This window comes from Pirellulales bacterium (assembly GCA_035533075.1).
GTDB lineage: Bacteria > Planctomycetota > Planctomycetia > Pirellulales > JAICIG01 > DASSFG01.
Window position 1 is genome coordinate 1 of sequence record DATLUO010000098.1, and the last position, 23,071, is coordinate 23,071.

Here is a 23,071-nt window from a genome sequence, read left to right on the forward strand (position 1 = left end):
TTTCGTTTCTTCGTGCCTACCCGTAATACGCTTCTCCAGGCCGCTGGGCAAAAACGCCGCGTTTTTGCGAAGGTGCGCGACTCGCGCCCGAAGACGCGCAACTCGACAGAGAGGCGGTGGCCGCTTCCGCGACCGAGCCACCGCCGCCGCGGAAGGCAAAAAACGCCGTGCGGCAACGAAGACGCGCAACTGGCAACCCCCAAAAACGTCGCGTTTTTGCGAAGATGCGCAACTCGCGCCCGAAGACGCGCAACTCAAAGCGCGGAGAAGCAGAGCACCGCTCGCTTACCCCCCTTCTGAGAACTGGCAACGGTTGCCAGTTGGCCGCGCGGCCCGAAAACAGGTTTTTCCGGTCGGCGGAAAGCGCCGCTCGGTTAACGTAATGCCGGGTGGCCCCAGTGCCAAAAGCCCGTCTGCCAGCGAAGACGCGCAACTGCCATCGGCGAAAACGCCGCGTTTCTTCGAAGATGCGCAACTCGCGCCCGAAGATGCGCAGGTCGCCGGGGCCCATTGGCAACTGACAACGGACCACGGACACAACAGACCAGATTTCCAAAGATCCTTGCGTCAGGCTACTGAGTCCCGACACCTGCCCGCACTTTTTCGTTCTACCGCGCGACTGGCTCGGGAGGTTCGCGTGCAAAACCACCCCGTCGGGTTGCATGCGTGCCAAACCGTGCGTGCCGCCTGCCCACGGCGACGGCCGCGGCAGCCTGCCATGAGGCCAATCCGCCTGCCTCTACCCTTTAGACGCTCGGCCCGCCAAAAAGTTCCCCCGTTTCCCAATCCGAAATCCCGGCGCCCCAACCGCTCTCTTTGCCCGCCAACAGCAATACGTTTTCACGGCTGTCAAAATCCCGCCCCGCCGAAAGATTCGGGTCCGCCAACTCGGCCCGCCCGCCGGCCGCCGGCCCTCGACGGTGCCGCGTCGCCGCGGTAGTGTGATGTTGTCAGAATCTCGGCCGGATATTCAACCGCATGTGCAAATCGCCTGCAGCACCCGATGATACCGAGCCACCACGGCCTGCCTCGCCGACGGCTCTCGACGTCTGGCTGAGCGCCATGACCTGCTGGTATTTGACCGGCCTGCTGGCGGCGCTCGGGTTTTCGTTTGGCTTCTACCTCGTCAAGCCGGCCGGCGGCGTGGCGAATCAGGACCGCGAGTTTCTCGATGCCTTCACCTCGCAGGACGGCGAGTGGTATAAGCAGATCGCCACAGAGGGTTATCGTTACGACCCAAACACCCGGTCGAACGTCGCCTTCTTCCCCGTTTTTCCGCTCCTGGGGCGCGCCGTAATGGAGGTTACCGGATTGCCGCCGGAGGCGGCCCTGCTAGCTGTCTCAAACCTTTCGCTGCTCGCCGCGCTCGCGATGCTGGGGCTTTACACGCGCGCTCGCTACCCCGACGCGCCCGGTGATCTCGCCGCGTGCGTCGTGCTGGCCGCGGCCCTTTTTCCGACGGGTTGCTTCTTTCGCCTCGCGTACAGCGAATCGACCTTCCTATTGCTGCTCCTGGTTGCAATGTACGCCATGCTCCGTCGCTGGCCGCTCTGGTCGATCGCCTTGCTCGTCGGCCTGACGACGGGCGCGCGTGCCGTCGGCGTCGCGCTGCTCCCACCCTTCGCCATCCACATTTTTCGCAGGGCGAGTGCGGCGCGGCACGGCGGCTCGCCCGCAGCCCATCGATCCATCGCCCGGTTTCTCCGTGACCGCGTCGCGCCGTCCCTCGTCTACCTGCCGCTTGCCTGTTGGGGATTGCTCGCCTTCTCGGCTTGCCAGTCTTATGCCTTCGGCGATCCGTTCGCAGTATTCAAGGCCCACGGAAATTGGCGCATCCTCCCGGTGATTTCATGGCAGGAGAAGGCGCTGGCGCTGCTCACGCTGGAACCGATCGCCTCGGTTTACGAGAATCCGTCGCCGGCGTTCTGGGCATCGCAGGATTCGCAGAGCATTCCTTGGTTTAGCCTTCAGTTCGCGAACCCGTTGTTTTTCCTTGCTGGCGTCGCGCTCGTGGCAACCGGCGCGTGGCGGCGGTGGCTTTCGTTCGAAGAAGCCTCGCTGGCAGCGCTGATGCTGCTGATTCCCTACACCACGCGCGCCTACGAGATGGGGATGGGCTCGATGGGCCGCTTTGTGGCCGCTGTCTTCCCGGCCCATGTCGTTCTAGGGCAGGCACTCGCGCGGCTACCGGCGTCGCTGGGCGCGGCGTTGCTCGCCATCTCCGCGTTCTTCCTCGCCACGTATGCCGCCCTTTACGGGGCCGGCTACTTCATCTTCTAGACAGCCGCCTTCGGCTGTCGCGCGACCGGACGACAGCCGAAGGCGGCTGTCCCACATGACTCCTGTCACTCAGGCGGGTGGTTGTTTTTTTTGGAGGGGGGGCTTGTGCGGCTCAAGCTTCGCGGGTATCCTATCCTGCATCTTGGATCTTGGCCCGCTCGCGTTCGGCGTTTCTTGGCGGCCGGGCCAAAATATTGACCGCCGACGACATCGGCACATGTTGCCGAAAAAGCCGCCAGACGGCCGCTCGCGGGAGACCTGCAATATGGCGTGGTTCGGCGTACGATTTACGGGCGCTCCAGAGGCGTTTTGCGCGACAAGTGCTTCCGTGTCACTTGGATCCAGCCATTCACGCAGTTGCTGGTCGTATTGGCAATGTTCGGCATGGTCTCGTTAGGCGTAGTGGTTTCCCTGAAAGACGCAGCCTCGTTGCGCGAGCCGCAGGCGGAGATTTCAGCCATCTCCTGTGCGGACCTGCTGGGGGACAAGCCGATAAAAATACGCGCGACTCCGATGCGCAGCGAGCTGCCGGTCAGCAGCGCGAAATTGGCGGAATACGTTGCGCTGGTTGCAAAGCCCGCACCGCGGGAAGATGAGCCATTAGCGCGGTCGCGGCTTATTCACGTCAGCCGACTATGGCCGTCTGTGCCATCTTTGCCAAGTTGGCTTGACCGCGACCAGCGCGGGGTCATCAGCCGCGTAGCGGTCGGCGCCCCAGCGTTCTCACCCTCCTGGCGCGGGCTGGACATCGCGCCCATGCCATCGACACTGCTTTATTTGATTGTACTCTCCGCCGCTGCATTTGCAGACGCGCGAAACACGGCCAATTTGCCGCCTGACGTCGAGGCCGCGCTGCGTGCGAACGCGGAACGGCTTGCCGGCCTGGAAATACGCGGCTATTACCAGCGAAAGCTGCTGGGAAGCGCGAACGAAACGCTCAAAGAACTCGGGACGCTCGAGCCAGAGGCCGAGTTCTGCCAGCGGGTTTCATTCCGACTGAGGCTCGCGGGCAACCGAGTGCATCTGGAGACAAAGTACCCGCCGAGCAAATTTAACCCACCGGACACTACGCACGAAAGATCGTTCGACTCGCAAAAGCTCTATGTGGGCTCGGCCCACCCCACCGGTGAACTCTCGCGCGGTGTTCTCATGATTCACACGCCCGACACGCTCACCGCAGAGGAGCGGCAAGGACGAAGCTACGGCGCCATCTTCGACCTCGAGTATCTCCATGCCGCTGGCTACGAGGGTCCGCAGAGCTCCTCGGAGCTAGGCGAGCCCGTCCATTCCCTGATTCTCGACAAGATCGCGCACGGTCATCTGCTCGCCGCGGGCCCCGTTAACCACGACGGCCGCCAAATGCTCGAGGTGAAAGTTCGCTACCCGGACCCTTGGATAAGTACCCGCCGGTCGGAGGTGGAGAAAGACCCCAACCTGGAGTTCAAGACAAAGGAATCGACGGAGCTCCAGCAACGCGTGGAAAAGGAAGCCAGGCAAATGGTTGGGGCCAGCAGGATCGCGACGTTCACGCTCGACCCAGCGATGGACTTTGCGATTGTGCGTATCGAGGAAGCCCGGGCGGAAGGCGGTGGGTTGATGTTTGTGACGCGCAACATGGATTTCGTGGACGCAGGGAGCGGACTTCGCTTGCCCGAGACTTGCGAGGTGACCTCGTACGCCTACCCAACGCGGCCGCGGTTCTCGACGAACGCCCCCGCTTACACGACGACGGTGAAAATTGACGAGATCAAACGGCGTGATTTCGCGCCTGAGGACTTCCGTGTCTGGTTTGACCTCCCGGGGCTGGCGGTCTCTGATTACACTCACGCGAACGCGCGTGGCGGCGCCCCGTTCGCCTACCGCGTGCCAGGCGATATCCGTCAGGTCGCGCAGTTTCGGAAACATACCATTTTGATAGGAGCTAATGTCGCAATCTTCGTTGTGCTCGCGGCGCTGTTGGCGTGGCGCTATACGCGCCGGCGGGCCGGCGGGTCATAAATCAGGTGCGGCCTGTCCGGCCGAACGACAAAGTTGGGGTTGAAGGCGGTCGATCAATGGAAACGCTATTCTCGGTCATTGCGGCTTTGTTGTGCGGCGCGGCGACCGTCTGCGGCGGCGAAACGTTGCCTTCGACGGCGGAGGTCGCCGATCTGCTGTTCAGGCGCGACAGCAGGCTGCGTGCCGTCGCCGCCGTCTACCGCGAAGTCGACGGACCGGATCACGACGCGGTCGCTGATGGGTACCATCGGCGTTTCGTGGCTGCGCGCGCGCCAAATTGGTTCTTTCGCGATAACGCGCACGGGCACGCCGCGCTGGATTGGCGTCAGGATCCCTTGAGGAAAAGCATTACGATCCAGCCGGGGCAGTCAATCATCTTCGAGAACCTGAACCGCGTCACCTACGACTACGACTTGGCCCGGCGCGACGTGCAGACGGAGCTTCTTTTCAACGTGCTCTCGTGGTGGCCATACCCCGATTGGCCATCGCCGACGTCGTTCGGCGTTCCGTGGTCACTCTCCGCCGTGCCAGGGGATGCCAATACGAGCGATCAGACCGCGTCAGTCGTGTTCTTGCTGTCGGAGGGCGTCCTGTTGACGATGCTTGTGCGGCCGACGATGGGCGCCTGCTGCACGCTGCTCGGCGCGACCGCTCCTTTGGCGCTGGGAGTCGCCGTATCGCTGCTGGATACGAGCATATTTGAGGTCCGATATCTCGCCTTCGCGCAGCCGTTCTGGCTGATCGCCGCGGCGATCGCGGTTTGCCGTGTACCGAGGCGAGCTTTGCGGACAACGCTTGCAGCGATGCTGATTGGCTCGTTGCTTTTCGCGCACATTCGCTTCTGGCGTGAAGCGGAATTCGGCCAGCGGCCCGGCGCGAAGGGCGTCGCCGAGTTTCTCGATCGCACGCGGGACGCCGGCGAGCCGGTCGTAGTGTGCTCGCAGGTTTGCTACTACCCGATCCTCTACCACTCCTCCAACACGAGCGACCTCTGGCTGTTCGATGACGAGCACAACGTTCGCCGCCATAGCTGGGGCAGCGCGATCATCCAGCCTTCGGAATTACTTTCCGCGGGCGCCCTAAATGAGTTGCGCAGCCCGCGTGTGTGGCTCGTCGAGCTAGACGGCGGTTTTGGGCCCTTGAACGTGCCACGCGGCGCGGGCTGGCGGCTCAAATCAGAACGGAGATTCCGAGGAATATGGAGCTTCGAAGGCGAGTATGTTGTGAAGGAGTACGAGAACAGGCGATCGGCGACCTTGCAATTAACGGCTCACTAGGACTAGGCGCGCGGAGCGGAACGATGCTATTGGCCAACCGGAACTTCGAAAGGGCACAGGCAGGCGAGCCCCGCCGCCACCCCTGCGGCTCACGAGCGGTCGGTGTCGAGGGACAGGCTCGCGAAGGCCCCCGCCGCACGGCGCGGTGTGCGATCACGCTTATGGAAGTGCTGGTAGTCATCTCAATCATCGGCATGCTCATGTCTCTATTGCTGCCGGCGGTGCAACTGGCGCGCGAAGCGGCGCGGCGATCGCAATGCGCCAACAATCTCCGCAACGTCGGCCTGGCCGTGCAGGGTGAGATAATGGCCAAGCGGCGCTTACCCGCTTCGGGAAACTTCGGCACCACGGGCACCCCTTTCCATGATTGGGTCGTCAACGTGCTGCCGTACCTCGAGCGGTCGGATATCGTGAAGCAATGGCGGTTCGACGAAGCGTGGAACCAGCAGCCCAATTCGGCACTCGGGGCGACGCACATCCGCGTGCTCGTCTGCCCGGACGACGACACAACCACACACGAGCGGGGAAATCTGAGCTACGTGGCCAACGGAGGGTTCGGCTGTACGCTGCCTGTCGACTGCCCTTCGATCGTGCATTCCGCGGGAGGCGTCCCGCAATTCGCCAAGCTCGATTTCAACGGCAACGGCGTAACTTGCCCGGCGAACCCGGCTCAGGACACCAGCCCCATTGGGACTGATAAGGACCTCTTCTTCAAGACGGGGTTGTTCTTCGGCGAGAATTGGCCCTATGGCTCGGGTACCGTGCGGCACCACACGCCCGACTCGATTCTCGACGGGCTTTCGCAAACGATCATGCTCACTGAAAACCTTTGGGCAGGCTACGACCCGGCTGGAAGCGGCTGGGCGAACCCCGTTCCGTGGCGAGCGTGCTTTTTCGTAAGCGCCTATGTATGCGACAACAACGACTGCTCGGGGGGCAACGTCGACTGGGCGCGCGCCAACAGCCGCGTGGGTCCGAGCGCGGCCGAGGCCATCAACGGCGCTCTCTCGGCCGTCGAAGGGGCGAGTCCCTGGCCGTCGTCGCGGCATCCGGGCGGTGTCAACGTCGTGTTCTGCGACGGTCACCTGCGATTCCTGAACGAGAACATTGACGGGGCAGCGTACGCGTGGCTGGTCACGCCGCAAGGGAGCACCATCCGTGGGCCCCTCGCCCAGCCGCCAAGGGAGGACCAATAATGCGTCCCTGGCTCTCGGTCATCATACCGACGTACAACGGCGAACGCTTTTTGCATGAGGCACTCACAAATGTCGCCGCGCAGCACGACGCCGACGTCGAGGTCGTCGCGATCGACGGCGGCTCGGCAGACGGGACCCGCGACATTTTGCGTCGCTGGTCACGCCACCTCCGCCTAGTAATGATCGAGCGGCCGCACTCGGGAGACTGGGTGTCGTCGACGGCGATGGGCATGGCAGTGGCAGAGGGGGAATATCTGTGCTGGCTTCACCAGGACGATACGTGGTGCAAGGGCCGGCTCGCGGCGCTTCGCCGACAGTTGAGCGCGGAGCCGCACGCCGCGTTCATCGTTCACCCCTGCTGGTACAGCAACTCACGCGGGGAACGCATCGGCTACTGGCGGTGCCCGCTGCCCCGCACGGACCGTCTGCTGCGCTTCGACGAGGTGGCGTCGCCGCTTTTGGTGCAGTGCTCGATCGCGACGTGCGGCGCGATATTCAGTTGCGAAGCGGCGCGGAGCATCGGGTCGCCAGACCCAGCCCTTCCCTACCATGCCGACTGGGATTACTGGCTGCGCTTGGCGCGACTCGGCCGCACACTTTATCACCACACGCCCCGCGCTTCGTTCCGGATCCATGCAGCTTCGCAAACGATTTCCCGCGCTGGTGAGTCGGACCGTCGCTTGGCGGAGGCGCGCGCAATCTTGCGGCGGCACTTGCCGCATCTCGCCGCACGCGGTCAAGACGTGGCGCGCCTCGAAGAAGTGGCGGCCGTTTCGGCAGAGGTGAACCACGCCCTTAATTCACTTGTGGCGGGGCAGGCAGTCGATATTCTGGGGCCGCTGTGGCGCGCGGCGGCGCTCGGCCCGACAGGCTGGACCAGACGGCTGCGCGACTCTCGACTTGTCGAGCGTTGCCTCAGCCGGCTTCAGGCAAGCAGCGGTCTCCGGCCCCTGTTGCTCGCCCGCCTGGCGGACGGGACGCGCCGCCGCCGACCGCAGCGGAACGCCGCCAATCTCGCGCATCCGGTCCACGCCGATTCCGCCGAGCACGGGCGGCTCGGCACGGTCCCGCGCGACTCAATTGCAATCCACGTCGCTCCAACGGCCCGCGCTCCCACTCGAGTCGCGGCGGAGATGCAGCGGACATGACCGAGCACAGCGCCGAGGGAAACGGCCAGTTCGCACGCCTGCTGCCGGCGGTGGCCCTGGCCGTTTGTCTTGCCCCGTTCACCTCGCTTTTGACGCGTGGCGATGCGATTCTTTCCGACCCGAAGCGCGACTACAACGTCATGCACTTGCCGTTGGCGCGGTTCGCGCGGGAAGAATTGCTTGCTGGTCGCTGTCCGCTTTGGAACCCGTACTTGGCCTGCGGCCAGCCATTGCAGGCCGCGCAGCAAGCGCTGCTCTTCTATCCGCTGTCGACGCCGCTAGTGATGGTATTCGGCGCCGACCGCGGGCTCCTGATCTCGCTCTTTGCGCATTTAGCGCTCTGCTACGCGGGCACGTATCTCGTGGCGCGTCGCGCGGACCTGTCGCGTTGCGCGGCCGCATACGCGGGGCTTGTCGCGACGTGGGGCGGCGCCTTGACGGGCCACCTCGTCGAGGGCCATTTCGGGGCGGTCCTGGAGACCGCGCTCGTCCCGTGGTTCTATCTGACACTGGTTGACCTGCTGCGCTCGCCCGACGTTATTCGATCCGCGCGTTTCGCGACGGTCGCGGCGCTCGGGGTGCTCGCCGCGCAGCCCCAGGTGCTCTATTACGCTGTTGTCGCGGGCGCGTTTTGGGCGGCGGGTTCACTTTGCTGCGGCGACGCGGCACGCCACCGAGCCCCTGCTGTCCGCTGGGGTATTGTTGCCGCGGTGGTCGCCGCGCTCATCGCCGGGGTGCAACTCGTACCGCTGGCGGAGTTGATGCGCGACGGCCTCAGCGACTCTCCGCGCGGCACGGCGCCCTTCGCGGCAAAGTTCGCGCTTGACGGGATCGACTCGGCGCGGTTGCTGGTGCCGTTCGTCAACGGAACGCCGTTCGCGCACGTGGCGCAGTTCGACGGCGCCGACATGTATCACGAGCGCGTTGTTTACCTCGGCTTCGCTGTGCCGCTACTGGCGATCGTGGGTTTGTCGCGCGCCCGCAGGCCCGGATGGCAGTGGGGGGCGGCGTGGAGCCTGGTGGCGGCACTCGGGCTCGCCTTCGGCGACAGCACGCCGGCCCTCGGTCTGCTCGGGCGCGCGCTGCCCGGTCTGTTCTTGTTTCGTTGTCCGGGCCGCGTGTTTCTTGTCGCCTCTTTGCCGGCCGCCCTACTGGCGGCGCGAGGGCTTGACGGCCTGGCACGCGGCGAGCCACGTGCGGGCCGGATGGGCCTGCTACACCTCGCGGCGGTGACGCTCGCGTCCGCGAGCATCCCGGTGTACGCGGCGCTTGCGCTTGCGCCGTCGTTTGACTGGCAACGGTACGCTCAATACGCGCGCGAGAACTTATTGGAAGACCTGTCACTTTGGACGGTGCTGGCCTTAAACGCAACGGCAATAATCGGTTTGGGCGCGACAAGACGGCTCGGCGGACTGGCCGTCTCGCTGCCGCTCATTGCGATTGCGGCGTCCGATCTAGGATACTTCAACCTCCGAAACTTCCGCATGGAAGACCGTGAACCGCGCAGTGCGTCGGAACTCCCGCCGACCGATTCGATGACGCGATTCGTTGAGGCATCGGCCTTTGGTCATATCGACTACGATGCGCTGCGGTACAGCGGATTGACGCGTGCCGCGATTTCCGAACATCGGCGGGCGGTTGGCACCTACGACGGCGGAGTTTTGCCTGCCGCCACTGCGCGACTGTTCAAGTCCATCGAGACGCGGTCGGGGCCGCCGCTTACGCTTGCCACGTGCGCCTTGGCGTGGTCAGCCAGCGGGCACATGGCGCAGAATCCAGGCGGCGTGTTGCCCAGGATTCGTTTCGTGTGCGGCGCATGCGCCGCGGCCGAACTGCCAATCGAGGAAATGACCGACGGCGACACCCGCGACTTGAGCTCCCAGTCGGGCGCGGCTGTGCTGGACCGGGAAACGCCACGGGAGTTGCGGATGGACGTCAGCGCGCCTGTCGACGGCTGGCTCGTTGTCGCGGATACATATTATCCGGGCTGGATCTGCGAAGTCGACGGCGTGAGTCAACCGATCGACGCCGCGCATGGAGTTTTTCGCCGAGTGCGGCTCGAAGCCGGCCGGCACACGGTCGTCATGAGGTACGAGCCCCTTTCGTTTTTCGTTGGCCTGATTGCCACGATGACCGGCGTGCTCATCGTAGCGGCGATGCTGCTGGGGCGTTGGGGTACGCGGCGGCGGGGTGTTGACAGGACCATTCGCCAAATGGTCAATGCGACGCCTTGAGAACCACATCCAGAAGATGTTCCTATGAAGCCAAATTCGAACGAAACGCTGTTGCCAAGCTCCCTGCGCCGCGAAGCAGTGGCCGCCGTGATTGTCCGGCGGCTGTGCGCCGAGCAAGATCGGCTGCGGTCAGCCTGGAAGAGCGCAAGTCCCTTTGCGCATATCGTGATTGACGACCTCTTGCCCGCCGAGGTCGCGCGCGAGTTTCACGCGAGGCTGCCCCCGCCGGAGCAGCTGCTCACGCGCTCGTCCCTGAGGCAGCGCAAGCGGGTCGGTGTGGAACTGGAGCGGTACGACCCGGCCGTGAGCGAGCTCCTGTTCGCCTTTCAGCACCATGAGGTTGTGCAATGGATCGAGCAGATTACCGGACTGGTGGAACTCGCACCCGATGCATCGCTCTACGCATCGGGCCTGTCGGTGATCGCCGAGGGCGGTTTTTTGAACCCGCACCTCGACAACTCGCACGACGGAGAGCAGAGCAAATACCGCGCGCTCAATCTGCTCTACTATTTGTCGCCCGGTTGGTTGCCGGATCACGGAGGGAACCTGGAACTTTGGGACAAATCCGTGCGGCATCCGACGGCGGTTCTGAGCGCCTTCAACCGGCTCGTGCTGATGAAAACCGATCGTTGTGCCTGGCACTCGGTCACGCGGGTCGCCAGCCGGCAGCCGCGCTGGTGCGCGTCGAACTATTATTTTTCGTCTCGGCCACCGGCGGACACCCCTTATCGCCACGTCACGACGTTCGCCGGCCGGCCTGAAGAGAAAGGCAAACGGTTATTGCTGGCTCTTGACGGATTGGCTGTGAACGTGGTCGGCAAGATGTTTCCCGCCCTTGTACGCCGTAACAAACATCGCCGTTCCACGGACGCTGCGCATCCGAACAGTGAAGCACGCCGATACGGCTGCGATCGCTCATTGCCTGACGACACGAGCGCGCCCAATGACCCGGAGCCGGGTCGATGATGCCTGGACCGCTCATCCGTCGCGCGCTTGGCCCTGCCGAACATTGGGTAACGGGCCTTTATCGCCGCTGCTTCGTCGACGTGCGCCAATTCGCGGCCGATTTAGCCTCGGATCTTAGCCCCGCGTCCATCCTCGACGTTGGATGCGGAGAAGGCCAGTCGACCGAGGCGCTGGCCGAGGTCTTCTCCAAGGCTTCGATCGTAGGCGTGGATATCACGCCTCGCGTCGGCCGGCTGTTTAGGGGAGACAATCAGCGGGTGCGCTTCATCCGAGAAGACATTGGCGCTTTCGCTGACCAAAACAAGGGTACGTTTGATCTCGCCGTGCTATGTGATGTGCTTCACCATCTCCCCGTCGACCAGCGCGCTGGCTTTTTGCAAAACGTCGCATCATGCATGCGGCCGCGCGGTTGGCTGGTGGTCAAAGAATGGCAGCCGCGAGCGAGCCTCGTACATCTTCTCTGCTATCTCGGCGATCGCTACCTGACAGGTGATCGCGTGCGCTATGCCGACGGTGTGGAACTTCGAGAACTGCTCAACGGCGTTCCCTCCCTCAGCGTCGACCATGACACGCCCGTACGCCCCTGGCGGAACAACATTGCCATCTGGGCTCGATTCGTCCACGACCGCGATGAAGCTGAAGTACGCTCGATACGCTAAAGGCGACGCCTAAGGCCCTCGATGACCTCCGCGTCTTGCAGCCGCAACGTGGGCGTCGTATCGACTTCAATGGAACCGTCTGCGGCCCCCGGCTCTTCTTCCGCCTTCTCGCGCCCAACGTGGCGGGAAATCCCTTCGCGCGACCATGCGGATTTGGCGTCGGCGAGAATTTTCACGAGCGCGTCGTCTACCTCGGGCTCGCCAGCCTTCTGCTGGCCCTCTACGGTTTGTCGCGCGCGCAAGCGTCGCGGTGGGAGTGGGGCGCGGCCGCGCTGGTGACGTTGTCGCTGGCGATCGCGTTGGGCGATAGCACTCCCGCCTTCGGTGTGCTGTCGAGGACCGTGCCCGGCTTGGGACTTTTTCGCTGCCCAGGCCGCGTGTTCGGCGTGGCGTCGCTTTTCGTGGCGCTGTTGGCGGCGCGCGGGCTTGATGGCCTCATGGGTTTTCAGCGATCAATTGCGATACAGCACGCTTGTGCCAGCGGCCCTCGAGGCGCGCCGGCAGTTGCTGGGCACGAAGGAAGGCGGTGTCTTGCCGGCGGCCACCGAGCGACTGTTTCGCGCGATTGAATCAAAGCCGCGCGTTGTCTTAAGGGTGGCCGCTTGCGATTATGCGGTTTCGGGCGACGGTGCGCGCGGCGAGCCGCTGGAAGAACCGTTGCCGCGGCTGCGATTCTTCTCCGAGACGGACTCGGCCCTGGTGGACATGCCGCTCGACCGCATCGCTGCGGGCGACGTGCGGCGAATGCGCCGGCGGATGCTGGGGACGGCGAGCGTGGTCGCTGAAGAGCCCCAGCGGCTGACCATCGACTGCGATGCGCCGGCGGCCGGCCGGTTGCTGCTGGCCGACACGTGGTATCCCGGCTGGAGAGCCACTGTCGATGGCCGTCCGGCCGCGATCGATCGGGCGCACGGCGTCTTTCGCAGCATCCGTCTGGCGGCGGGAACACACCGCATCGTCTTCGTCTTCGGTCCGTTGTCGTTCCGCCTCGGACTGGGCGGCACGCTGGCGGGTATCGTGATTTGGCTGGGACTGCTGGTATTCGGCATTCGGCGGAATGTCCGCGCAGGCCGGTATCGGCGGTCTTGACGCGAATGGGGTTCAAGTCGATGGTCATCATCGCGGTCGGCGAGCGCGTCTTGATCGGGCTTGTTGCAGTTTCGCCGCGCTTGTATTGTCGGGTCTGGTTGGCTTGCGACCAGCAGCGTCGACACGATCACCGAGGCCCGCGTGCAGCAGGCGCTGTCGACCTTGTTGAAGGGCCGCACGAGCTTCGTGGTGGCCCACCGTCTCAGCACCATCCGCCACGCCGACCAGGTGCTCACGCTTTCCGACGGCCGCATCATCGAGCGCCGGCACCGGCCCACCATCGGCGACTAAGTTTCGCCCTCGCGCTGTGCGGCCACGACTTCGAAGAGGTAACCGTTCGGATCGCGAAAGAAGAACCGCTCGAACGGCGTGGGTCGCACCGGCGCGATCATCTCCGCACCGTGCCCCGTCAATCGCGACTTCAGCGAGTCGAACTCACGCACATCGCACTCGATGGCCACATGTCGGCCGTACTCCTTCTCGAAGGGCGAGGGCTGAAAGTCGGGCACCTCGATCAGGTGCAGCTCCTGGCCCGGAGCGATTTCGAGCCAGGCCGCCGGCTGCCCGATGTTGCCCGGCCGCTCGATCGGCCGCCAGCCCAGCGTGGCCGCGAAAAAATCTCGCGACCGCGCCACATTGCGCGTGGCCAAGGTGATATGGGCGATGGTCATGGAAGCCGCCTCCGTTCGATGCTCATCAACGATTTGTTCGGCATTGTATCACGCGGCATACACGATCACGACTTCGTTCTCGGCAAGTGTATCTCCCAGCCGCCCGGTCGCGGATTCGGACGTTGTGCTGGGGAGTTGCTTTGGTGCCTAACTTGTCTTTAACCTGGTCCGTCTACCATCTGCAGGCCGCAAGACGGCAGCCTAATTCGTCTGAACATTCGAGCAAGACCATTGTAACACGACATTCGTAGCGGTGGGCGACCATTGGCTGATTACCTGGGGCGACGACGACGCACTTTATACGGCCTACGGCGACGGCCGCGGATTTGAGCCGTTTGTCGATGTGAAGCTCAGCCTCGGCCTGGCGAAGATCAACGGCGGGCCGGACGGCTTCACGGCCGTCAACCGGCGGTCATCCACCTGCGAGCAACGCGGCGACGGCGTCGAGGGCAAAAAGGCCAGCGGCTTGTTGACCACGGCCTATTTCGCCGAAAAATGGGACGTGGCACCCGGCGAAACGGCCGGCATACCGACCAAATGGATGAGCGCCGACGGCCTCACCTTTTTCACCCGGTCCTTTCCGGCGAAGATTGCTTTTCCGTGCGGCGGGCCACCTTGTCGGTTTCTGAAGGCCGGATGCACGTCGATTTCATGGAGAACTTGATGAAGGGTCCAAAGTAATGCCGGCGGGCAGTTATCCAAGACTGGCTGGCCACAGTCTTCTGACGATGGTCGCGTGGCCGTACAAACAATGGGCCGTCGGTCTGCTGTTGACCGCGCTGGCTTCGTCGGCCCCTGCCGAGGACTGGCCGCACTGGCGCGGCCCGCGGCGCAACGACGTCATCGCCGATAACTCCGGTTGGCACGACGGGCATTGGGTGGATAAATCGCCAATTTGGGAGACGAACGCTGGCGAGGGAAGCACCTCGCCGCTGATCGTCGGTGGCCGACTCTATGTGATGGGCTGGGAAGGTGGCAGCGACCACGTCCGCTGTCTGGACGCCAAAACGGGCAAGCCGATCTGGAGCGTTTCCTATGAGTCCCCACGATATGGTCGGCACGCCGTTGGTGACGAGAGCGCTTATGCGGGACCGACGTCCACCCCCGAGTACGACGCCGAGACAAGATGCCTTTACACTCTGAGTTGCGACGGCGAGCTGAACTGTTGGGACGCGAGCGCGGGGGGAAAGAAGGGGTGGAGTTTCAACTTGTACGACCGTTTTCACATCGAACGAAGACCGGCCAGCACACTCGAGAAAGACGACCTGCGCGACTACGGCAACGCTGGCTCACTTCGTTTTAGCCTCGGCTACGGTGCTGCTGGCGAAACTCCGTGGGCGTGCCGCCCGTCGCCTGACGGAACGCGATCGAAAGCTGACGAGAATCGGTGAAGCCCGATCGCTGCGCGACGACCGACATTGGCAGGTCGGTGTCGGCCAGCAGCATTTTGGCCCGTTCCAGATGCGCCCGCCGGATCTCTTCCCAGATGCCGCGCTGCAGGTGGCGGCGAAACCGCCGCTCCAACGACCGGCGCGAGACCGGAACCGCCGCCAACAAATCGCGCACGTCGATCGGTTCGTCGGCATGATCGCGGATGTAACGGACCGCGGCGGCCACGTCCGCGTCGGGCAGCGCCTGAATATCTGATGACGCTCGAACCACCACGCGCACCGGGGGAAGCACCAAGCGCGGCTCGGACAACCGTTCGTCGGCGAGGATTTGCTCCAACATCCTCGCCGCCTCGTGTCCGATCCGCTCGCCGGGCAGCGCCACGCTGGAAAGCGAGGGCCGCGCCAGGTCACACAAAAGGTCGTCGTCATCCACACCGACGATCGCTACCTCGTCAGGCACTTTGAGTCCCAAGTGCCGGCAGTATTCCGACAACTGCACCCCCTGGCTGTCGTTGCTGGCGAACAGCCCCAAAGGTTTTTCCAGCGATTTCAACCAGATCAAAAGCGATTCGTTCCAAGGCCACTGGCCCGTGGGATCGCCCAGCTTCTGCATGCGGTCGTGAAATGCCGCGGCTTGGTAACCGGCCCGTTCGATCTCGCCAACAAAGCCGGCTTCGCGCCCCAGCGAGAAGGCGTGGTATGGGAATCCGACAAAGGCAAACCGCCGCACGCCGCGCTGGAGCAGGTGCTGTGCGGCCATTCGGCCGACCGCTTCATGGTCGACGATGACTCGTGGAAAAGGAAGTTCGGGCAGCACGCCCGACACGTTTACCACCGGTCGGCGAAGACGTTGCAGTGCTTTGGCCAGCGGCTCCGTGAAGATGTGCGCGATGAAGCCGTCTTGTTCTTTGACCGGAGGCGACTCGAGCGCCCGACGGTCGGGGGCGATCGGCGTAAAGATCCATTGTGGTCGATCGGCGGCAAACGCTTTGATCCCGTGCAGAATATCACGATAGAAACCGAGGCCGTAGCCAAACACCAGGCCGATGCGGAACAGGCGGTTGGCATCGCCGTCGTGAGGCGGTTTCTTGGCCGCCCGATCGACAGCCGTGCTTAGACGCCGCTTGCGGCGATGACCGTCGACCGGATTTTTCATGTCGTTCGATCGTCAATTACGGAGCGACCTTGGTGATCGTCCATGTGCTCACGTGCGTCTTCATCGACGGCAACTTCTGCGGCTGGGTTTCATCGGCAGCGAACAATACTTGCTTGCCATCAGCAGCAAGGGGCTCCTCTCAGGTTGGATCCACCATCGCTTCAGCTTAGCATGCAAGCGTTCCGCCGTAAGCCCCGCTTGTCGTCAATTGACAAAAGATTTACGCGATGTGACATGGCCGATTTTAGACCATGGTACAGAATGGAAGGTGGATTTGGCAGCGAGTAGGATTGTCAACTGAATGCCTGATATGCGACCGCCCCACGGTTTTACCATCGCTCTATTGTTGTCGGTCGGACTCGCTCATGCGGCCAGGGCCGACGAGGAGACTGCCGGCTTCTTTCGCGGCCTGAATCTAAACGGTCCGGCAGTGACCATCGACGGCCATACCTGGGAAGGAAAGGACTCGCCGCACTACAAGTGCGATGACATGGCGTTTGAAAACCCACAAGTCGCGTTGGTGCCCGCCACGGACAAGGCGAGGGCCAAGATGCTCCGCTCCAGCCGTTGGGGAGGAGGCAACAATCGGGTAACGCTGGTCGATCTGCCGCCCGGAACGTATTCGGTGTTCTTGTACGTCTGGGAAGACAACAACCCGGAAACGTTTACGATCGCTCTCAACGGACGCACCGTCGCGGCCAATTACAACAGCGGCAGCATGGGCCACTGGGACAAGCTCGGTCCGTGGGTTGTTCAGTGCGCCGACGGCACGTTGACCTTGGCCAGCCAAGGCGGGGCCGCCAACTTTTCGGGCATCGAGATTTGGCGAGGAGAATACGACGGGCCTGAGCCGGCCGAAGCCAACCCCGACGCGATCGCCTTCTTCGAAAAGCGGGTCCGGCCGGTGCTCGTCGAGCATTGCTACCAGTGCCACAGCGCTGAGGCGGACGAACTGCAAGGCGAACTATTGGTCGACTCACGGAGGGGATTACGACGGGGCGGATACAGTGGTCCGGCGGTAATGCCGGGCGACCCCGACCACAGCCTGTTGATCGAGGCGGTGCGTTACAAGAACCCCGATTTGCAGATGCCCCCCGACGCCCGGCTCCCCGACGACACCATTGCCGATCTGGAGGTATGGGTCAAACAAGGGGCGCCGGATCCGCGTCGGCAGTCGCCCGTGCGAGCGAAGCAGAAGACGGTCGACGTCGAGCAGGGCCAGCGGTTCTGGTCGCTGCGACCGATCACCAATCCTTCCGTGCCGGTAGTGAGCGATGGCGATTGGCCGGCGAACGACGTTGACCGCTTCATACTGGCGAAGCTGGCCGCGAGCCACCTGCGGCCGATCGGCGACGCCGACAAGCGCACGCTCGTTCGCCGCGCCACTTACGACCTGACCGGCCTGCCTCCAACGCCCGAGGAAGTAGACGCCTTTTTGGCCGACGGTTCGCCCGATGCCTTTCGGCAGGTCGTCGATCGGCTGCTCGACTCGCCGCGCTACGGCGAGCGTTGGGGCCGCCATTGGCTCGACGTGGTCCGTTACGCCGACACCGCTGGCGACAATTCCGACTTTCCCATTCCTCAGATCTATCTTTATCGCAATTGGGTCATCGACGCCTTCAAACGCGACTTGCCCTACGACCAGTTCATCTCCCAGCAGCTTGCCGGCGATCTGATGCCGAGCGCGACTGACGACGAGCGGTGGCAGCGGACGGTCGCCACCGGTTATATCGCCAATGCCCGGCGGTTCGGCTCGCGCGTTGACGATTACCCGCGGCACCTGACGATCGAAGACACCATCGACAATCTGGGCCGGGCATTTCTCGGCCTGACGCTCAATTGTGCCCGCTGTCACGACCACAAGTTCGACCCCATCACCACCGAAGACTACTACGGCCTGTACGGCATTTTCCACAGTTCGCGCTATCCCTGGCCCGGCATCGAGCTGGAGCAGAAGCAACGCGATCTCGTGTCTCTTGTCTCGGCGGAAGAGGCGAAACGAGCGACGGCGGCCCACAAGGCCAGGCAAGAGCAGCTCGACGCCGAGGTGCGGCGGCTGGAAAAGCTTCGCGACCAGGCGGCAAACAAGGAAGCGAAAGACAAGCTCAACAAGGAAGTGGAAAAGGCCCGCGACGCGGCGGTGAAGCACGCCAAGACGTTGCCCGACGTGCCCTGGGCCTACGCCATGGCCGAGGCAGGCACGATCGAAAACGTGCGCGTACAGTACAAAGGCGATCCGAACAAGACGGGGCCGGAAGTCCCGCGCCGGTTCCCGCTGTTGCTGGGCGGCAATATGCTGGCGGCCGATGACCCGACGAGCGGCCGGCTGAGCCTGGCCCACTGGATCGCCGACGCCAAAAACCCGCTCGCCGCGCGGGTGATGGTCAACCGAATCTGGCAGTATCACTTCGGCCAGGGAATCGTGCCCACCGCAAACGATTTCGGCAAGCAAGGCCAACCGCCCACGCATCCCGATCTGCTCGACTGGTTGGCCAGCCGCTTCATCGACTCGGGTTGGTCGATCAAGGCCATGCACCGCCTGGTGATGCTCTCGCATATCTATCGGCTGGCGGCCATTCACGATCCGGCGTCGATTGCCGCCGATCCGGCCAACGACCTGTTGTCGGGCTTCCGGCGCCGCCGGCTCGATGCGGAGTCGATCCGTGATACACTGCTCTTCGTGGGAGGCAGTCTCGATCTGTCGCCCGCCGGACCGCACCCCTTCCCGCCGAGCACCGAGTGGAACTTTACGCAGCACAATCCATTCAAAGCCGTGTATGAAACGAACCACCGCAGCGTGTATTTGATGACGCAGCGTATCCAACGGCATCCCTACCTGGCCATTTTCGACGGCGCCGACCCGAGCTTCAGCACGCCTCGGCGGATGACGACGGCCACGCCGCTGCAATCGCTCTATCTTTTGAACAACGAGTTGGTTCACCAGCAAGCCGAGCGCGTCGCCCGGCGATTGCTTGAAGAACGGCCCGATGACGCCGCTCGTGTTGAGTGGGCCTATCAATTGTTGTTCTCGCGTCCTCCTGGGGAAGACGAAGCGACGCAGGCGACGAGTTTTCTTCGGCGGGCGCGGTCGGCACTCGAACAAGCTGCGACGCCAGCCGATCGGGTCGCGGCGCTCGCCTGGCAAAGTTACGTGCGGTCACTGTTTCTTTTGAACGAGTTTGTCTATGTCGACTAGCCTGTCCGCGTTCCGTCACCATCCCACGCGACGTGACTGCCTCCGCTCGCTGCTGGGCGCGTCGCTCGTCTTTCCCGGTATATTGTCGGAGCTGCTCGCCGGCGATTCGCAACCCGCCGCCGCACCCGCCGGGCCGCTCGCGCCCAAGCCGCCGCACTTTCCGGGCAAAGCGAAGCGCGTGATTTTCCTCTTCTCGACCGGCGGCGTGTCGCACATGGACACCTTCGATTTCAAGCCGGAGCTGTTCAAGGCCGACGGCAAGAAGACCGGTATCGGCGGCGGGCTGTCGAACCAACAACGCGTGTTGCTCAAGCCTCGCTGGGAATTCAAGCCGGGCGGAAAGTGCGGCACGCTGGTGAGCGATCTCTTTCCGCACATCCGCGAGTGCATGGACGACATCTGCCTGATCCGCTCGATGAAGTCGGACGACAACGAACACTATCAGGCGACGCTGGCCATGCACACCGGCTCACTGTTCTTCTCGCGGCCGAGCCTGGGCGCTTGGGTGAGTTACGGCTTGGGCACGGAAAACCAGAACCTGCCTTCGTTTATCGTTCTCGCTCCGCACCTGCCTTACGCCGGCACGCAGGTCTACGCCAACGACTTTCTGCCGGCCTATTACCAGGGAACGCGCGTGGTGCCCGGCGGCGAGCCGATTGCGAACCTGCGCCCGCGCACCGCGCCCGCGGTTCTGCAAGAGCTGGAGCTGGGCCTCGCCGCCGAACTGAACCGCAAGCACCTTGCCGACCGCGCGACCGCCTCCGACCTGGCCGCCCGCATGCAATCGTTCGAAACCGCTTTTCGCATGCAAGCCGAAGCGCCCGAGGCGTTCGACTTGTCGAAAGAGCCTGACAGCACGCTGCAAATGTACGGACTGGCGCGCGGCCAGACCGATAGCTTCGGCTGGCAATGTCTCATTGCCCGGCGGCTCGCCCAGCGCGGCGTGCGCTTCATTGAATTGATCGACAGCGGTTCATCGGGCAACTGGGACTCGCACGGCAATATGGCCGATCACGGTCCTTTGGCCAAGAAGATCGACCAGCCGATCGCGGCGCTGCTCAAGGATCTCAAGCGTGAAGGAATGCTCGATGAGACGCTCGTCGTGTGGACCACTGAGTTCGGCCGCACGCCTGGGATCGACGGCGACCAGGGCCGGGGCCATCACAGCGCGTGCTTTTCCTCGTGGCTGGCAGGAGGCGGCGTCAAGGGCGGGATGGTACATGGTGAGACGGACGAGCTCGGCGCGACGGTCGTCAAAGACCGCGTTCACTTTCACGACTTCCATGCCACGCTTTTGCACCTCTTGGGCTTCGACCACACGCGTCTGACGTATCGCCACGCCGGCCGCGACTATCGCCTGACCGACGTGCAAGGCCGCGTCGTCGAACAGATCGTCAGCTAACATCACCAATGAGAACCAATCACGTCAAAGCGCCCTGGTCCGGATACTCGACGCTTGCCGCCGTCATAACAAAGTGCCCGGCTTCATGGCAGGCGATGTCGCGGCGGGCAGGTCGCTCCTCGAACAGGGGTTCCGAATGATCGCTTACGGCGGTGACTTGTGGATTTATCAGGCGGCCCTGCGAGAGGGCATCGCCGCGCTCGAAAGGCACCGCTGCACAACTCATCACGCTTGAAAACAGGATCTGACCATGGAATTTCGCGTCGGCATCACGCGTGATTTTCTCAAGCCCGACGGTTCGCTCGGGTTCGGCGACATCGGCCTCGGGTTGTTGGACCAGAATCCGGACCCCCGTTGGGAATTCTTGCCTGAAGCTTGCGACGAAATCGCGCCCGAAGTCGCCGATGAATACGATGCCCTGCTGGTGCTGGCACCTCGCGTGACGGCACGCACGGTCGATGCCTGCCGGCGATTGAGCCTGATCGCTCGCTTCGGCGTCGGCTACGACAACGTCGATGTCGACGCCTGCACGCGCAACGGCGTGATGCTCAGCATCACGCCCCAAAGCGTCCGCCGGCCGGTGGCCACCTCGGCGTTGGCCTTTCTGTTGGCCCTGTCCCACAAGCTCCTGATCAAAGACCGCCTGACGCGCAGCGGACGATGGCAGGAGAAACTTGACTATATGGGAATGGGTCTGACCGGTCGGACCTTGGGCATGATCGGGCTGGGCAACATCGGTCGCGAGTTGTTGCGGCTCACTGCTCCCTTGGAAATGAGGCATGTCGCCTTCGATCCTTATATTACGGGTGAAAGCGCGGCGGCCGCCGGTGTCGAGTTACTGGCTCTCGATACCCTCCTCATGGAAGCCGATTTCGTCGTCGTCTGCTGCGCGCTGACGGGCAATACCCGCCATCTGATCGACCGCCGTCGGTTGAAATTGATGAAGCCGACGTCTTATCTCATCAACATTGCCCGTGGACCAATTGTCGATCAAGCCGCGCTGAGCGAGGCGCTCGTCGAACGCCGCATTGCCGGAGCGGCGCTCGACGTGTTCGAAACGGAACCGGTGTCGGACGACGATCCGCTCCTCAAGCTCGACAACGTCATCGTGGCTCCGCATGCGATCGCGTGGACGGACGAATTGTTTCTGGGCAACGGGCGGGCGGCGTGCCAGAGCATTCTCGACGTCGCCCAAGGCCGCATCCCCGCCCACATTGTCAACCGCCAGGTGCGCGAACATCCGGCACTCAAAGAGAAACTCAACCGCAACCGGTCTTGAAGCGCTCACAATCCCAGCCGTCCGTCGTTCGGCCTTTCGGCAATCGTTCGCCGCGCGGGCACTGTGTCGCAGATCGACAAAAGATTTACGCGAATTGTCATTTCGCAGTTGACAGACCGAGAGCAAGACCCACGAATACCTGACAGCCATGCGCGAACTGGGGCGCCTTGTGCCGATACACTATCAGGAACCGTTTCGCCGCGGTTACGATGCGGGATGGCAGCCGTCGGCCGATGACTTTTTGACCGACTTGGCCCAGGCCCGCGCCGGTGGCGCGGCGGGCTGGTGCTTTCACAACGGCGACCAGCGCGGCTCGCCCGACGGCCGACCGCGTCGCTCGTTCGACTTGCGCGAACAATCGTTGTTCGATCAGCTCGACGCCCAGGAGCGGCGATTCATCGATCGGCTGGCCGAACCCGCACAGCCGTAATATCGTAAAGAGCCGGAAACCTCCACAGAAGATCGATCGCATGCACCCTCGCACACTGTTGCTAAGCTCGTTGCTGTTTCTCGTTCCTTCGCTTGTCCGCGCGCAAGACCTGTTGTCCGGTCCGGACGTCGGACAGCCTGTACCCGGTCTCTCTGTTCTTGCCGCGACCGGTTCGAACGCGGGCAACGAAATCGATTACGCAGATCAGCGGAAAGAGAAGCCGACGGTTTACGTTTTCATCCAGGCCGACAAATGGGACCGCCCGGTGGCACGCTTCTTGAGCGGCCTCGATGAGGCAATGCCCAAGATCAGCCAGGAGGCCTACGTCGTCGCCACCTGGCTGACGGCTGATCAAGAAAAGACAAAGCAGTATTTGCCCGTTGCCCAGCAATCGCTGCGACTTGCCAACAGCGCGTTGACCCAATTCACCGGAGCCAGCGGTCCAGCAGCTTGGAAGCTCCATTCCGGCGCCCACGTGACCGCGGTCGTCGTCGTCAAAGGAACCGTCGCAGCGAATTTCGCATACCGATCGGTGAACGAAACGGTCGTGCATGATGTCTTAGTTCAAGTTTCGCGGTTTTCGCGAGGCAGTTTCGGTCAAATTGAAATCGGCCTCCATGCCAAAAACGGGTAAACCTGTGGTGCGTCAAACATCCCAGGCAACCCGCGGCAAGGAGGCCGAACATGCAAGTTACTTCA

The 23,071-nt window shown here is 63.3% G+C and carries 22 protein-coding genes; 16 read left to right on the plus strand and 6 right to left on the minus strand.

The annotated features are described in order from the left end of the window. Window positions 1–16: 16 nt before the first annotated feature. Entirely contained in the window at window positions 17–511 is a 495-nt protein-coding gene (locus VNH11_13045) for a hypothetical protein (protein HVA47288.1), read from the minus strand. A gap of 551 nt (window positions 512–1,062) precedes the next feature. Between VNH11_13045 and VNH11_13050 the strand changes: the two genes are divergently transcribed. From VNH11_13050 to VNH11_13085, 8 genes are all read left to right on the plus strand, one after another. Further along, window positions 1,063–2,280 (plus strand): hypothetical protein, encoded by a 1,218-nt coding sequence (locus tag VNH11_13050; protein HVA47289.1) that lies wholly within the window; start codon window positions 1,063–1,065, stop codon window positions 2,278–2,280. Window positions 2,281–2,589: 309 nt separating this feature from the next. Continuing rightward, window positions 2,590–4,278 (plus strand): hypothetical protein, encoded by a 1,689-nt coding sequence (locus VNH11_13055; GenBank protein HVA47290.1) that lies wholly within the window; start codon window positions 2,590–2,592, stop codon window positions 4,276–4,278. A gap of 56 nt (window positions 4,279–4,334) precedes the next feature. Beyond that, window positions 4,335–5,555, plus strand: coding sequence for a hypothetical protein (locus tag VNH11_13060; GenBank protein ID HVA47291.1), 1,221 nt, complete (start codon window positions 4,335–4,337; stop codon window positions 5,553–5,555). 200 nt (window positions 5,556–5,755) lie between these two features. Further along, window positions 5,756–6,751 carry a DUF1559 domain-containing protein gene (locus tag VNH11_13065; GenBank protein ID HVA47292.1) on the plus strand — a complete coding sequence of 332 codons (996 nt, stop codon included), beginning with the start codon at window positions 5,756–5,758 and terminating at the stop codon, window positions 6,749–6,751. Then, entirely contained in the window at window positions 6,751–7,899 is a 1,149-nt protein-coding gene (locus VNH11_13070; GenBank protein HVA47293.1) for a glycosyltransferase, read from the plus strand. The genes VNH11_13065 and VNH11_13070 overlap by 1 nt, the downstream gene beginning before the upstream one ends. A gap of 50 nt (window positions 7,900–7,949) precedes the next feature. Then, on the plus strand, window positions 7,950–10,133 hold the full coding sequence (locus VNH11_13075; GenBank protein ID HVA47294.1) for a hypothetical protein: 2,184 nt from the start codon (window positions 7,950–7,952) through the stop codon (window positions 10,131–10,133). A 24-nt stretch (window positions 10,134–10,157) separates the two neighbouring features. Beyond that, window positions 10,158–11,099, plus strand: coding sequence for a 2OG-Fe(II) oxygenase (locus tag VNH11_13080; GenBank protein HVA47295.1), 942 nt, complete (start codon window positions 10,158–10,160; stop codon window positions 11,097–11,099). Beyond that, complete coding sequence (locus VNH11_13085; protein ID HVA47296.1) at window positions 11,096–11,758, plus strand: class I SAM-dependent methyltransferase; 663 nt, start codon at window positions 11,096–11,098, stop codon at window positions 11,756–11,758. Before VNH11_13080 ends, VNH11_13085 begins: the two co-directional genes overlap by 4 nt. Here the strand turns inward: VNH11_13085 and VNH11_13090 are convergent. Then, window positions 11,755–11,934 carry a hypothetical protein gene (locus VNH11_13090; protein HVA47297.1) on the minus strand — a complete coding sequence of 60 codons (180 nt, stop codon included), beginning with the start codon at window positions 11,932–11,934 and terminating at the stop codon, window positions 11,755–11,757. The genes VNH11_13085 and VNH11_13090 overlap by 4 nt on opposite strands. Before the next feature lie 44 nt (window positions 11,935–11,978). After that, a complete protein-coding gene (locus tag VNH11_13095; GenBank protein HVA47298.1) occupies window positions 11,979–12,197 on the minus strand; it encodes a hypothetical protein in 219 nt (72 codons plus the stop codon). A 35-nt stretch (window positions 12,198–12,232) separates the two neighbouring features. On the opposite strand from VNH11_13095, the gene VNH11_13100 reads away from it, so the two are divergent. Together VNH11_13100 and VNH11_13105 are read left to right on the plus strand one after the other, a co-directional pair. After that, window positions 12,233–12,847 (plus strand): YfhO family protein, encoded by a 615-nt coding sequence (locus VNH11_13100; GenBank protein ID HVA47299.1) that lies wholly within the window; start codon window positions 12,233–12,235, stop codon window positions 12,845–12,847. Between the two features lie 63 nt (window positions 12,848–12,910). Further along, on the plus strand, window positions 12,911–13,138 hold the full coding sequence (locus VNH11_13105; GenBank protein HVA47300.1) for a hypothetical protein: 228 nt from the start codon (window positions 12,911–12,913) through the stop codon (window positions 13,136–13,138). Here the strand turns inward: VNH11_13105 and VNH11_13110 are convergent. Continuing rightward, window positions 13,135–13,518 carry a VOC family protein gene (locus VNH11_13110; protein HVA47301.1) on the minus strand — a complete coding sequence of 128 codons (384 nt, stop codon included), beginning with the start codon at window positions 13,516–13,518 and terminating at the stop codon, window positions 13,135–13,137. The two genes, VNH11_13105 and VNH11_13110, sit on opposite strands and share 4 nt — an antisense overlap. Window positions 13,519–13,771: 253 nt before the next feature. Here VNH11_13110 and VNH11_13115 point away from each other — a divergent pair, with 253 nt between their 5' ends. Continuing rightward, the gene (locus VNH11_13115; protein HVA47302.1) at window positions 13,772–14,182 is read left to right on the plus strand and encodes a hypothetical protein; all 411 of its coding nucleotides are present in this window, start codon (window positions 13,772–13,774) and stop codon (window positions 14,180–14,182) included. Window positions 14,183–14,817: 635 nt separating this feature from the next. On the opposite strand, the gene VNH11_13120 is transcribed toward VNH11_13115, so the two are convergent. Then, window positions 14,818–16,065, minus strand: coding sequence for a substrate-binding domain-containing protein (locus VNH11_13120; GenBank protein HVA47303.1), 1,248 nt, complete (start codon window positions 16,063–16,065; stop codon window positions 14,818–14,820). A gap of 301 nt (window positions 16,066–16,366) precedes the next feature. Between VNH11_13120 and VNH11_13125 the strand changes: the two genes are divergently transcribed. Next, window positions 16,367–19,261, plus strand: a complete 2,895-nt coding sequence (locus VNH11_13125; GenBank protein HVA47304.1) for a DUF1553 domain-containing protein — start codon at window positions 16,367–16,369, stop codon at window positions 19,259–19,261. Further along, on the plus strand, window positions 19,251–20,663 hold the full coding sequence (locus tag VNH11_13130) for a DUF1501 domain-containing protein (GenBank protein ID HVA47305.1): 1,413 nt from the start codon (window positions 19,251–19,253) through the stop codon (window positions 20,661–20,663). The genes VNH11_13125 and VNH11_13130 overlap by 11 nt, the downstream gene beginning before the upstream one ends. A gap of 19 nt (window positions 20,664–20,682) precedes the next feature. On the opposite strand, the gene VNH11_13135 is transcribed toward VNH11_13130, so the two are convergent. Next, on the minus strand, window positions 20,683–20,889 hold the full coding sequence (locus VNH11_13135; GenBank protein ID HVA47306.1) for a hypothetical protein: 207 nt from the start codon (window positions 20,887–20,889) through the stop codon (window positions 20,683–20,685). Window positions 20,890–20,913: 24 nt separating this feature from the next. Between VNH11_13135 and VNH11_13140 the strand changes: the two genes are divergently transcribed. The 3 genes from VNH11_13140 (at window position 20,914) to VNH11_13150 (ending at window position 23,006) form a co-directional block, all read left to right on the plus strand. Continuing rightward, on the plus strand, window positions 20,914–21,942 hold the full coding sequence (locus VNH11_13140) for an NAD(P)-dependent oxidoreductase (protein HVA47307.1): 1,029 nt from the start codon (window positions 20,914–20,916) through the stop codon (window positions 21,940–21,942). Between the two features lie 148 nt (window positions 21,943–22,090). Then, window positions 22,091–22,372 (plus strand): hypothetical protein, encoded by a 282-nt coding sequence (locus VNH11_13145; protein HVA47308.1) that lies wholly within the window; start codon window positions 22,091–22,093, stop codon window positions 22,370–22,372. A 40-nt stretch (window positions 22,373–22,412) separates the two neighbouring features. Next, window positions 22,413–23,006, plus strand: a complete 594-nt coding sequence (locus VNH11_13150) for a hypothetical protein (protein ID HVA47309.1) — start codon at window positions 22,413–22,415, stop codon at window positions 23,004–23,006. Window positions 23,007–23,071 lie beyond the last annotated feature (65 nt).